Raw genomic sequence first — 12,113 nt, forward strand, 5'->3', positions numbered from 1 at the left:
ATCTCCTACGGGCCGAACGCTTTGACTTCGAGGAGGCCGACCGATGCCGTGCCGCTCTGCAGCAGCACCCGCAGCCTGGTCGTGCTCACCGCGGTGAACGTGACGTGGTTGTACTGGTTGATGCCGAGCGGGTAGCCCGACGCGCCGGCGACGTCCACGTAGGCGGTGCCGTTCCAGTACTGCAACTTCCACGAGGCGGGCAGCCGCACGCCGCCGTTGTCGTCGAAGAAGTACACGTCGGCCGCGTTCAGCGTCTGCGCGCCCGACCAGGTCAGCAGCCCCCACTGCTCGCCGGTGTTGGGCCAGGTGCCCCAGCGCGGGTTGACCGTGTCGTTGGAGCTGGGCGGGTCGATGCCGTCGTTGAGGGCGGCGACGCTCTCCCACGCCGAGGTGTAGGACGCGCTGGGGGTCGCGCTCAGCGCCAGGTTGCCGCCGGTCGGCGGGGGCACCGTGCCGCCGCGGTTGTAGACCTTGACCTCGGTGAGGGCGGTCTTGAAGCCCGACGCGTGGGTGACCTGCACCCGCAGCCTGGTGGTGCTGACCGCGGCGAAGTTGACCACGTTGTAGTTGGCCCGGGGCGTGCCCGGCGTCTTCACCGGCGACGCCACGTTCACCCAGGCGCTGCCGTTGTAGTACTGGATCTGGTACGAGCTGGGCTGCCGGTACCGGTTGGTGGCCCGGTCGTTGCGGAACCACAGCCGCACCTCGTCGACCGTGCGGGCCTGCCCGAGGTTGAGCTCCAGCCAGTCGGTCGCGTTCGGCGAGCCGTAGGTGCCCCACAGCGGCTCGTTGATCGGGAACCCGTCGACGGCGTTCGCGCCGGCCGTGCCGCTGACGGTGTAGGACGCCGTGGTGGCCACGCCCTGGGCGTAGTTCGGCAGGGTCGAGGTGAGGTCGACGCCGGCCTTGTTGAACATGTCGACGAGTTGGGCGCTGCCCTGGCTCACCTGGGTCGGCGCCTGCAGCCCGGCGTAGGCCGCGCTGAACTGGACGGTCGCGCCGCCGCCGGCGGGGAAGGTGACCGCGCCGGTGGCCGGGTTCCAGACCAGCCGGACCAGCTTGTCGACGGTGGCGACCCGGGTGCCGTTGACGAAGATGGAGTAGCCCTGCGGGATGCCGCTGTACTTGACGACACCGTCGGCCGGGTCGTCCCACACGACGCTGAGGTCGGCGTTGCGGTAGCGCAGGTTGTTCGCCGCGAAGTTCGGCCAGCCGATGTTGATCGGGCTGAGCTCGACCTGGTTGTCGTTGCGCGGCCGCAGCCCCATCACGTCCTCGATGACGGTCCAGTTGCTGCTGCCGAGGATGTTGTGGTGGATCCAGGACCGGTAGTCGATGGTCTTGGTGCCGGCGTTCCAGTCGGCCCAGAACTCGTTGGCGTCCGGCCACTGGGTGTTGCCGCCGATGTACTGCGCCCAGGCGTTCCAGTACAGCAGCTTCTTGTAGTCCTCCGCCGGCATCCACTGGTTCGGGTAGTTGCGCAGCACCGAGGAGTACAGCCGGAACTGCACCGTGGAGTTGATGGTGGAGAAGTTGTTGCTGCCGGGCTGGCCCGCCGCGGCGGCGGCCGCCTTGTCCTTCTGGTTGGCGGTGAAGAACGGGAACACCGGATACTCGGCGGGGTCGGCGAACAGCCGCAGCGCCTGCTTGTACTCGTCGGTGTTCGGCATCGCGCCGACCGAGTACGGGTAGTAGTTGTTGATCTCTTTCCACGGCACGAGAGTGTTGGTGGCGACGTGCCGGTGCTCGATGAGCTTGTTGGTCGAGTCCCACAGCGTCGACACGATGGCGTTGCGGATGCGGTCGGCGATCACCTGCATCTCGGCGGCCTTCGCGGTGTTGCCGATCGCGGTGTACGCCTGGACCGCGGCGAGCGCGCCGCTGTACACGTACGCCGACTCGGCCCGGTCCAGGTTGCCGGAGCGCCAGTGGAACGACACGGCGTCGGCGTCGTTGCCGGTCAGCGCGCCCCAGTCGTACTCGATGAGGCCGTTGTTGTTGTGGTCGTAGTAGGACAGCTGGCCCTTGACGTCGCCCTCGGCGTACTTGGCGAGGTTGCCGGCGATCGCGGGCTGCCCGCCGTGGATCTGGTAGCTGCGCCACGCGGCCTCGGCGATGTACTGGGTGTAGCTGTTGGACCAGTTCTCCGGGTCGCCGGGGTTGTCCATGAACCGGCCGCCCTTGGAGGTCTGCCCCACCGACAGCCACGGGCCGTAGGAGTAGGCGGCGTTGCGCAGGTACTTGAGGTCGTCGATGTGCATCGGCTGGGTGAGCGCGATCGCGTTGTTGTAGCCCAGCGCGCCCTCGACCGACACCGGGAACTGGAAGTCCTGGCCGGGGATGTCGACGTCGAGGTAGTTGAAGCGCATCAGCCACCAGCGGTAGTAGATGTTCTTCTTGATCGCCGGCTCGGGCACGTCCAGGTACGGCACGTTCTGCGCCCACCAGCGGTTGTACTCCCGCACGTGGGTGGAGAACGCGGTCGCCGCGCTGTACCCCTTGTAGGTGTTGTACTCCGTCAGCGAGTCCGGGATCTCATTGGCGACGAAGCCGAGCAGCACCTTGGTGGTGACCGTGGCGCCGGCGGCGATCGTCACCGACCGGTTGAGCCCGCCGCTGGTGGCGGTGAAGCCGTCGGCGGACAGCCGCGGGTAGAGGGTGGTGAGGGCGTTCTTCACGTTCACCTGCCCGGTCAGCTCGTTGCCACTGCCGGAGGTGGCGTAGGGCGAGGTGACCCGCAGCGCGATCGTCTGCGACGCGGTGCCGGTGTTGGTGATCGCGAGGTTGTCGACCGCGACGTTGTTGTGGGTGATGAACTTCGTCTGGTTGATGCGCAGCGAGCCGTTGGTGTGCACGCTCTTCCAGTGGCTGGGCGCCTGCCAGCGCTGGGACACCTGCTCGGTCCAGGTGCCGGTGCCGGCGGTGACGGTGAACGCGCCCTGGCCGTTGATGCTCTCCCAGTAGGCGACGTCACCGCCGAAGCCGAGGGTCGCCGGGGCATGCGTCTTCATGAACACGCCCCGGCCGCGGGTCATCAGCCAGGTGCCGGCGGGGTCACTGCCGGGCCGGGCCAGCAGCCGGTCCATCCAGTAGTCGGTGCCGCCGCTTTCGGCGTCGAAGATGGCCTGCATCGTGTTGCCGGTGCTCATCGCGACGGGGGGTGTGGGGATGGCGGGCCCGCCGAACGTGGGGTAGCCGATGGTCTGTGCCGCGGACGCCGGTTGGGCGGCCAGGGTCGCGGCGCCGGCGGAGCCGGTCAGGACGGTCGTCAACGCGAGTGCCAGCCTGAACTTCCAGCGGGGGTGTGGCATCGCGTCACCTCCATTTCGGGTGGGGGTTTCTACGGGGTGGCGATCGGGAGCCAGATACGCATGGCGGACGGGCCGCGGCGCGCCCACCGGTGGTAGGGCACGAGGGTGACCACGATCGGGTTGGAGCTCTCCGGGCTGTCGATGCGGCCGGTGTACGGCCAGTCGCGCTCGACGGGGTGGATCAGGCGCCCCTTGACGGCGGTGGCCTCGGGGGCGACAGACGTGTCGACCTGGATGTCGTCGAGGGTGACGCCGTCCTCCTGGTCGATCGACTCGGCGCACATGACGACCGGACCGGCCTCGACCGCAGCGCAGCCCCGGGTCGCGTCGATCCGCGGGTCGGGAAACGTCCAGCGCGGCTTCACCGGCAGGTCGAGGCGCACCTGGTCGCCCGGCCGGTACACCTTCGGCTCCGGGCGGGCTTCGACGCCCCGCGCCCAGTCCGGCACCCGCAGCGTCAGGGTGCGCGGGGCGTCGGGCGCCTCCTCGACGGTGACCACGACGCTGCCGCCGTCGGGATAGTCGGTGTCGACGCGCAGGCGCATCCCGGCCGCCTCGACGGTCATCGGCGCATAGTGGTGCAGCTGCACACCGCCGTCGTCCTCGGTCACCAGGTACGTGCCCAGCGACGCGACGAGCCTCGCCACGTTGTTGAGGCAGCAGGACACCTCGAACCACGGCGCCCGCGGCCCGCCGCCGAAGCGCAGCTGCTCACGGTCCGCCGGGACGGCCTCGGTGACGGTGCGCTGGTGCAGGGTGTTGGCGTAGAAGAAGGCCTGCCCGTCGTCGGCGACCGCGGTGGCCACGACGTTGTGCAGGACCCGGTCGACGATGTCGCCGTAGCGCAGGTCGCCGGTGGCCAGCAGCAGCCGGTGCGCGAGCATCACGGTGGCGACGCCGGCGCAGGTCTCGGAGTAGGCGCGGTCCGGCGGCAGCACGAAGTCGTCGCCGAACGACTCGTCGAGGTGGCGCGAGCCCATGCCGCCGGTGATGTACGTGCGCCGGGCCAGGGTCCGGTCGAACTGCCGCGCGACGGCCTCCAGCAGTGCGTCGTCGCCGGTCTCCACCGCCACGTCGACGGCGCCGGCGGCCAGGTACAGCGCGCGGACGGCGTGACCGGCGAACACCTCGCCGTCGCGGACCGGCGCGGCGTCCTGGAAGTACCGCCAGCCGAACTCGTGCTCGGGCAGGCTGCGGTGCCCGCGCCGCTCGACGAAGCGGGCCGCCTGGTCGAGGTAGCGCTGCTCCCCCGTGACCCGGAACAGCTCCACGAGCGCCGTCTCGATCTCGGGGTGGCCGCACAGCCCGGTGTCGGCGAACGTGTCGCAGACGTGGTCGGCCGCACCGCGGGCCACCTGCAGCAGGCCGGCGGCGCGCCCGGTGCGGACCGCGGCGACACCGGCCTGGATGAGGTGACCGGCGCAGTACAGCTCGTGGCCGAAGTTGAAGTCGCTGTAGCGGGCCGGCTGGCCGGGCCGGCCGAACGCGGTGTGCAGGTAGCCGTCGGCGGCCTGCGCGCCGGCGATCATCGCGGTCAGCTCGTCGAGGCGCTCGTCATAGGCGGTGCCGCCGGGGCGCGCGGACTCCCAGCACATCGCCTCGGCGTGCTTGTACACCTCGGAGTCGGAGAACTCCCGGCCGCGGCGGCGCACCGTGCCGGTGCCCGTCGTGGCGAAGTTGCCGGTCCAGCCGAGGCGGTCGAGCCAGGTGCGGCAGTGCTCGATCGTCGCGGTGCCGTTCACCGCCTGGCGCTGCGCCCAGAACCCGCCGGTGATGCGCACCCGTCGCGGATCGACGGGCCGCAGCGCCCCGCGGGACGGGAGCACCGGCCCTCCGCTGGCCAGCCGTACGTCCGACGTCACCCGGCACCGCCTTCCCTGCCCTGCCCGAAAGTCACGAAAACCTTTTCGGAATGGTGGCAGCACCGGAACGCCGTGTCAACGGTCGATTTCTTCAGATCATGCGCGCCATCTCGGCAGCGTGTCGACGTGTGACGGTTGTGACACGCAAGCAAGCATGTGTATGCTCGCCGAAAAGTTTTCGGCCTCCGGAAAGGCTGCACGTGAGCAGGAAACGCGCGCAGGTCACCCTCACCGACGTCGCCCGGCTCGCCGGCGTCTCGGTGGCGACCGCCTCCAAGGCGCTCAACGCCCGCGACGAGGTGGCGCCGGCGACCCGGCGGCGGGTACAGCAGGCCGCCGAGGAGCTGTCGTTCCAGCCCAACGTCCTCGCGCGCGGGCTGATCTCGGGCAACACCCGCACCATCGGCCTGCTCACCGACGAGCTGTCCGCCGCCCGTTTCGCCATCCCGGTGCTGCTCGGCGCGGAGAACGCACTCGGCAACGAGCAGATGAGCGTGCTGTTGTGCGACGCCCGCGGCGACGCGATCCGCCGCCAGCATTACATCCGCACGCTCCTGGCCCGCCAGGTCGACGGGTTCATCATCCTCGGCGACGCCAACGACCTGCGCCCGTCGCTGACCCGCAGCATCCCGGTGCCGGTCGTGTACGCCTACTGCGAGTCCGACGACCCGACCGACCTCTCCGTCGTGGCCGACGACGCCGGCGGCGCCCACCTCGCCGCGGAGCACCTGGTGTCACTGGGCCGGCGACGCATCGCGCACATCACCGGCGACCACGGCTACCGCGCCGCCCGCGACCGCGCGCTCGCCTTCGCCGACGGCCTGTCCTCGGCGGGCCTGTCACTGGTCGGCGAGCCCCTGTTCGGCCAGTGGTCGCAGCGCTGGGGCCGGCACGCCACGTCCCGCCTCCTCGCGTCCCACCCCGACATCGACGCCATCTTCTGCGGCAACGACCAGATCGCCTCCGGCGTCACCGAGGCCCTGCGCGACCTGGGCCGCACCTGCCCCGACGACGTGGCCGTGGTCGGCTACGACAACTGGGAGGTCTTCGCCACCGAGTGCCGCCCGCCGCTGACCACCGTGGACCTCAACCTGGAGCAACTCGGCGCGACCGCCGTGCGGCACCTGTTCGCCGCCCTCGACGGCGAGGCCCACTCAGGCGTCGTCCGCCAGCCCGGCCGCCTGGTCGTCCGCGAGTCCACCGGCGTCGCCCCCACCACCCGTTAGCGCCCGAGCCCGGTAGCCGATCCCGTTGCGGCCGGCACGACGGCGACCGTCGGATGCCATGTCAAAGATTCTTGACACCATGTCGGGATCACTTTACCTTCGACATGTCAAATTTTCTTAACATGGGAGCGGGGCATGTCCTCCGAGGAGAAGCGCACCTGGATCTCCGCCGTGGTCGGCGTCGTCATCCCGGTCGCCTACCTGGCGACCGTCCTGTCCAAGGTTCCCGGCACGGACGTGGCGACGATCGCGTACGTGGGGCCGATGCTCACGGCGATCGGCGCCGGGATCGGCGCGGGCATCGTCCTGGCCATCGTGACCGCCATCGCCTCACCCAAGGACGCGGACCGGACCGACGAGCGCGATCGGGAGATCAACCGGCGGGGTGAGCATGTCGGGTTCTACGTCATGAGCATCGCCGCCATCGTGCCGCTGGCCCTCACGATGGCGAAGGCCGGGCACTTCTGGATCGCTCATGCGCTCTATCTGGCGTTCGTACTGGCAGCGCTGGCCTCGGCGGTCGTGAAGATCGTCGCGTACCGGCGGGGCTGGTAGCCGTGGGCAAGCCGACCAGGGTCACCAACTCGATCCGGGCGCTGCGCTTCGCGCACGGGGAGATGACCCAGGCGGAGCTGGCCGACCGCATCGGGGTGACCCGCCAGACCATCATCGCCATCGAACAGGGCCGCTACTCCCCCTCATTGGAGGTGGCCTTCCAGATCGCGCGGGTGTTCCAGGTGCCACTCGACGACGTCTTCGGATACCCCGACACCCCCGAGTAGCCCTCACAACGTGACACGGCGCGTCGCGCGGCCCAGATCCACGCACCTGCAAGCCCGCACCGCCTCGCCCGGATCGAGAAGGAGGCACGATGCACGCGCTGACCCGTACCGCCCGCATGACCGGGCTGTTCTACCTCGGCAACGCCATCACCGGCGTGCTCGGGTTCCTCATTGTCCGCCCCCAGCTCTTCGCCGCCGACGACCCCGACGCGACCCTGGCCAACCTGCTCACGCACGAGTCGCTCGCCCGCTCCGGCGTCGCCTTGGAACTGGGCATGGTCGTCACCCAGACCCTCGCCGCCGTCTGGTTCTACCGCCTGTTCCGCACCGCAGACACCGCTGCGGCGAGCGGGATCGCCGTCTTCGGCCTGGTCAACGCGACCGTGGGCCTCATGAGCGCGGCACTGCTGGCCACGGCGGTCGGGATATCGGCCGACCCGGTCGGCGACGCGGCGGCCAACGTCCAGGTCCTGTACCTGGTCAGCGACAACCTGTGGGGCGTGGGAGCACTGTTCTTCGGCCTGTGGCTCATCCCCATGGGCTGGTGCGTGCTGCGATCGGGCTGGATGCCCCGCACCCTGGGCTGGGTCCTCGTCGGCGGCGGTGCCGGGTACGTGCTCAGCGCGTTCCTCAGATACCTCGCCCCAGACGCACAGGTCATCGCCGAGGCACTCGCGTACCCCGCGTCCGTCGGCGAGTTCTGGATGGTCGGCTACCTGCTCGTCCGCGGCGTACGCCGGCATGCACTGGACGAAGCACCGCCGACCGTCCACACCCCGACGCCGGCGACAAGCTGAAGCGTTGCTGCGGCCGCCGATCCTCGGCGCCACGACCGCCGAGGCTGCCGAGGCCACCGCATGGCTGGCCGACGCGTTGCGGGTCATCGGAGTGACCGGACGGGTCACGACGATCGCAGAGGGCATCGTGTCGGCCTTTCCCGCCGAGTGGGCGCGAACAGCTGACGGGATCGTTGTCTGCCGGGATGAGGGCAGCACCCGCAATCCCACCGGCCGGGCAGCGTTGACGCCAGCCGCCCAGGCGACTGTCTCCAACCTCCTGGCCGGCACGCCGCGCACCTGATCATGCGGCACGAAAGAGCTCTACACTTCTGCCGATGCTGGTTCGGAGGTCGTGGTCCGGCTGGCAATAGCCCGGTTCACTGGAGGCCGTCATGCGGCAAGATCACCCGATCGACCACCTGGTTGCCGCGGTTGAAGGAACGGCGTCCGCCTCGGTCGCCGACTCGATGCAAGCCTTGTCTCTGCAGCTGGCCAGCCGGCGGCAGTGGGTCCTCGGGCCGCCTGAACTGTTCGACGAGTCAGACGTCGGGATGGTCGTTCGCTGGGGTTCGTCCTGTCGATCTAGACAGCGCGGCCACCGTGGGACGAGGGAATGGATCGCGCGATCGACTGCGCCCACCTGGACGAGGTCAAGGAGCTTCTCGGTGAGATCTGCGGGTCGCGGCAGTACGACTGGTGGTTGTCAGTCACGGACCTCGACGCACTCGTCGGCTGCGTCACCGACCTGATGGCGCTGTCCAACCTGCACGAGGCGTTATGGTCCAACGATCCCGTCGGCGACGCTGTACTGCAGAACGTCAAGGCCGGCCGGAAGCGTGTCGCTGCAACCAGCCGACGTGGTCGATTCGGGGTCACATCCTCCACGTCACCCAGCTTCCGCATCTGCCGCCCGTTGGTGCGTGGCGTCCAGCCGGTGCCCGCCACAGAGGGTGACCCTCTCAGAGAGATCAAGGCGAGCTGTCCTGCCGATGTGCGCGCACGTGATCATGGCTGAAGCATCCGCTCCACTCGCCGACCGCGCCGCCGTGGCCGCTGACACCCACGGCCGAGTCAGCCGGGGAGGTCCTCTGGACGCTTTGCGGCAAGCTTGCCCTGCAGCAGTCCGGTGGACTGGCCGACCTCGATGAGGTATCCGTCCGGGTCCCGCATGTAGCAGCGGATCTCAGCCTGGCGGTCGATCGGCGGTGTCAGGAACTCCGCGCCCTTCGCCTTCCACTCCTCGTAGGAGGCATGGATGTCGGCGACTCGCAGATTCAGGAAGGTCGATGTGGTGTCGCCAGGCTGGTAATCGACCACTGAAATGCCTGGCTTGTCGGGGGTGGGCGGGCCACCGGGGTTCATGATAATCCACGAATTGGACAGCCTGACGATGCACGGGTTCTCATCCAGCACGACGGTGCCGCCCAGAATGCGTGAGTAGAAGTCGCGGGACCGCGCCACCTTGCGCACGGTGATGAACAGCGTCTCCAGAATGCCCTCGGCGGGCGTGGGGAGGTTGGCGAAGTCGGGCGCAGGTTCTGTCATGAGATTGCTCCATTCTGGCATTGGAAGACGCCGGTCCTGGTCACGTGCGGTGAGGTCGATTTCTCGTCTCAGTCAGCGGTCCCGTGCTGGCGGACCACCCGGTCGATGCGGCGGTCGGGGATGATCCACATGATTGCCGTGCCGACGAAGCACGCGAGGGCAATCCAGACGCCGATGCGGCCGCTCCGGTCGATCGCCAGGGCGCTGAGGATCCCGGCGAGGTAGAACGCGGGGGAGATTTTGCCCTTGAGGTCACTGCCGACGGCCTGCCGCAACGGCGATTCCGGTCCCTGCTGCCGGATGATTACCGTCTGGAGCCCGAAGTATGTGATGGCCGCGGCAAGGAGGTTCAGGCCGTACATGACGACCGGGGTCGGCTCGAACCTCGACTCGTCCATCCAGGCCGTCGTGAACGGGAACAGCGACAGGCAGAACAGCAGCGCCAGGTTCGCCCACAGCACCCCGCCGCTGACCTGCCGTACCAGATGGAACATGTGATGGTGGTTGTTCCAGTAGATGCCCACATAGACAAAGCTGAGGAGATAGGTCAGCAGCCCGACACCGGTCGTGTGGAGAAGGCCGGCGAGGTCGTGATCCTCCGGCACCTTCAGCTCCAGCACCATGATCGTGATGATGATGGCGAGCACCCCATCACTGAACGCCTCGAGGCGACTGGTTCTCACCGGCCTACCGCCTTTGTCTTCTGGTGATCCCTTTGTTCGACGCTGTCATGTCCTGTCCTTATTGCTGGTAGCTGGTAGCTGGTGGCCGGCCGAGGACCGTGGTTGCCGTTCTGTGTCGTCACCGGCCAAGACCGGGTAGCCGTGGAATCTGTGACAGGCGTGCGGCAGCGGTGCCAGACCGACATCGGGCCGTGACTGCCCGAACCCGTCGACACGAGCCCCGACCCGTACGTGGGCGCCGAGCGCGGGGGAGTCCGCTCAACCCGTGAGGCCGGACAGCCGGTGGGTTGCGACATCTCCCGTACGTGTCCTGTGACACCTCGCCCAGCGTGTCACAGGTCGCCGGGCTGCCCTGTCTTGGCTGGTGTTCACCCGCGTACCATATGGAGGAGAAGATGAGCTTCCCGACCAGCGATGACGCCTTCCTGTACAAGCTCGAGCGCAACGTCAGGGCAGAGTTGACGGAGGTCGAGACCAGCCGGACCGAGGACGCCCTCGCACCGATCGACGAGTGGATCTTCGATCCGGCGGATGCCCAGCGCGAGGAGGCGGGCCAAACGCCTCGACGGCCGGCTCGCCGCCAGCCTCATCGGGCTGCCCGAGCGGTCACCGGCGCGGTCGACACCGCCGCCCACCGCTCGCTGGCCGTACGCGACCTGCTGCGCGGCGGAACCACCGGGCTGCCCAGCGGCGAGGCGGTCGCCCAGTTCGTCGGCGCGGCGCCGCTGACCTCCGACGAACTGGAGCAGGCCTGGCCGCACGGCACCCCGCTGTGGTTCTACATCCTCAAGGAGGCCGAGCACCGCGGCGGCGGCGACCGGCTGGGCCCGGTCTGCGGCCGGATCGTGGCGGAGGTCCTGATCGGACTGCTCCGCGCCGACCCGGCGAGTTACCTGAGCCTGGAACCGGACTGGGAGCCGATCCTGCCCGCCGCCGGAGCGCGCTTCGGCCTGACCGACCTGCTCACCCTTCAGCGGCATGCGCTCTGTGTATGACATGCGCGCGAGTCACAGCTGGCGGTGCTGTCCGGTCATAGCTGGCGTAGCCGGGTGAACGCCCGGCCTCGCGACCGAGACAGAGGTGTGAGAGACATGAAGATCGCTGTGCTAGGTGGTACCGGGCTCATCGGGTCGCAGGTTGTCAAGATCCTTCAGGCGGAGGGGCACGAGGCGGTGCCGCTGTCCCCGTCGAACGGGGCGGACCTGCTCACAGGCGAGGGCCTCGACACCGGGCTCAAAGGCACCGACGTCGTGCTGAATCTGACGAACTCGCCGACCTTCGACGAGGCATCGACCGACTTCTTCCGGACGACGATGGCCAACCTGCTGACAGCCGCGCAGCGTGCGGACGTCGGCCACGCCGTGATCCTGTCGATCGTCGGCGTCGACCAGGTGCCGGATCTCGCCTACTACCGCGCCAAGGTGCTGCAGGAGGAGATCCTGAAGGCCGGCCCGGTGCCGTACTCGATCGTCCGCGCCACCCAATTCTTCGAGTTCGTCGACGCGATCCTCTCCTGGACCACCGACGGCGACACGGTGCGGCTGCCCAGCACGCCGGTGCAGCCGATGGCGTCGGCCGACGTCGCGAAGGCGGTGGCCGACGTCGCCGTGGGCGCGCCGCTTCAGGGCACCCGGAACGTGGCCGGCCCCGAGGTCTTCACGCTCGACGAGTGGGGCCGCGCCGCGCTGGCCGCCAAGGGCGACAAGCGCCCGGTCGTCGTCGACCCGGCCGCCGGCATGTTCGGCGCGGTGCCCGGCGATGTCCTGATCGCCCCGGAGGGCGCAGTCCTCGCGGAGACCACCTACCGCGACTGGCTGACCCGCTAGTCGCCGAGATCGGCGGCCGGTGTCTCGTTGAGGTGCTGGCTGCCGATCACTTTCAGGAGCTCCAGTTTCTCGTGGCTCTCGCTGCCGGGTTGCGCGGTG

The 12,113-nt window shown here is 69.1% G+C and carries 12 protein-coding genes; 8 read left to right on the top strand and 4 right to left on the bottom strand.

What is annotated here, in order from left to right:
* Nucleotides 1-5: 5 nt before the first annotated feature.
* Complete coding sequence (locus AB0H83_RS18380) at nt 6-3,311, bottom strand: discoidin domain-containing protein (RefSeq protein ID WP_360094731.1); 3,306 nt, start codon at nt 3,309-3,311, stop codon at nt 6-8.
* Between the two features lie 29 nt (nt 3,312-3,340).
* Nucleotides 3,341-5,173 carry a beta-L-arabinofuranosidase domain-containing protein gene (locus AB0H83_RS18385; protein WP_360094734.1) on the bottom strand — a complete coding sequence of 611 codons (1,833 nt, stop codon included), beginning with the start codon at nt 5,171-5,173 and terminating at the stop codon, nt 3,341-3,343.
* 200 nt (nt 5,174-5,373) lie between these two features.
* Between AB0H83_RS18385 and AB0H83_RS18390 the strand changes: the two genes are divergently transcribed.
* The 6 genes from AB0H83_RS18390 to AB0H83_RS18415 all read left to right on the top strand — a co-directional run bounded on the left by AB0H83_RS18390 (nt 5,374) and on the right by AB0H83_RS18415 (nt 8,975).
* Nucleotides 5,374-6,399, top strand: a complete 1,026-nt coding sequence (locus AB0H83_RS18390) for a LacI family DNA-binding transcriptional regulator (RefSeq protein ID WP_360094737.1) — start codon at nt 5,374-5,376, stop codon at nt 6,397-6,399.
* A gap of 135 nt (nt 6,400-6,534) precedes the next feature.
* The gene (locus AB0H83_RS18395) at nt 6,535-6,954 is read left to right on the top strand and encodes a hypothetical protein (protein WP_360094740.1); all 420 of its coding nucleotides are present in this window, start codon (nt 6,535-6,537) and stop codon (nt 6,952-6,954) included.
* 2 nt (nt 6,955-6,956) lie between these two features.
* Nucleotides 6,957-7,181: a helix-turn-helix transcriptional regulator gene (locus AB0H83_RS18400; RefSeq protein ID WP_360094743.1), complete on the top strand. Its 225-nt coding sequence runs from the start codon at nt 6,957-6,959 to the stop codon at nt 7,179-7,181.
* An 89-nt stretch (nt 7,182-7,270) separates the two neighbouring features.
* Nucleotides 7,271-7,978, top strand: a complete 708-nt coding sequence (locus AB0H83_RS18405; protein ID WP_360094746.1) for a DUF4386 domain-containing protein — start codon at nt 7,271-7,273, stop codon at nt 7,976-7,978.
* Between the two features lie 4 nt (nt 7,979-7,982).
* Nucleotides 7,983-8,261 (top strand): hypothetical protein, encoded by a 279-nt coding sequence (locus AB0H83_RS18410; RefSeq protein ID WP_360094749.1) that lies wholly within the window; start codon nt 7,983-7,985, stop codon nt 8,259-8,261.
* A gap of 312 nt (nt 8,262-8,573) precedes the next feature.
* Complete coding sequence (locus tag AB0H83_RS18415; protein ID WP_360094752.1) at nt 8,574-8,975, top strand: hypothetical protein; 402 nt, start codon at nt 8,574-8,576, stop codon at nt 8,973-8,975.
* A gap of 56 nt (nt 8,976-9,031) precedes the next feature.
* Here AB0H83_RS18415 and AB0H83_RS18420 read toward each other — a convergent pair whose 3' ends face one another.
* Nucleotides 9,032-9,505, bottom strand: coding sequence for a VOC family protein (locus AB0H83_RS18420; RefSeq protein WP_360094755.1), 474 nt, complete (start codon nt 9,503-9,505; stop codon nt 9,032-9,034).
* Between the two features lie 68 nt (nt 9,506-9,573).
* On the bottom strand, nt 9,574-10,188 hold the full coding sequence (locus tag AB0H83_RS18425) for a TMEM175 family protein (protein WP_360094758.1): 615 nt from the start codon (nt 10,186-10,188) through the stop codon (nt 9,574-9,576).
* A gap of 395 nt (nt 10,189-10,583) precedes the next feature.
* Here AB0H83_RS18425 and AB0H83_RS18430 point away from each other — a divergent pair, with 395 nt between their 5' ends.
* Together AB0H83_RS18430 and AB0H83_RS18435 are read left to right on the top strand one after the other, a co-directional pair.
* Nucleotides 10,584-11,183: a hypothetical protein gene (locus AB0H83_RS18430; RefSeq protein WP_360094761.1), complete on the top strand. Its 600-nt coding sequence runs from the start codon at nt 10,584-10,586 to the stop codon at nt 11,181-11,183.
* A gap of 96 nt (nt 11,184-11,279) precedes the next feature.
* Complete coding sequence (locus AB0H83_RS18435; protein WP_360094764.1) at nt 11,280-12,014, top strand: SDR family oxidoreductase; 735 nt, start codon at nt 11,280-11,282, stop codon at nt 12,012-12,014.
* The last annotated feature ends 99 nt before the right edge of the window (nt 12,015-12,113 follow it).

Origin of the sequence: Dactylosporangium sp. NPDC050688 (genome assembly GCF_040654515.1) — a bacterium.
Lineage (GTDB): Bacteria > Actinomycetota > Actinomycetes > Mycobacteriales > Micromonosporaceae > Dactylosporangium.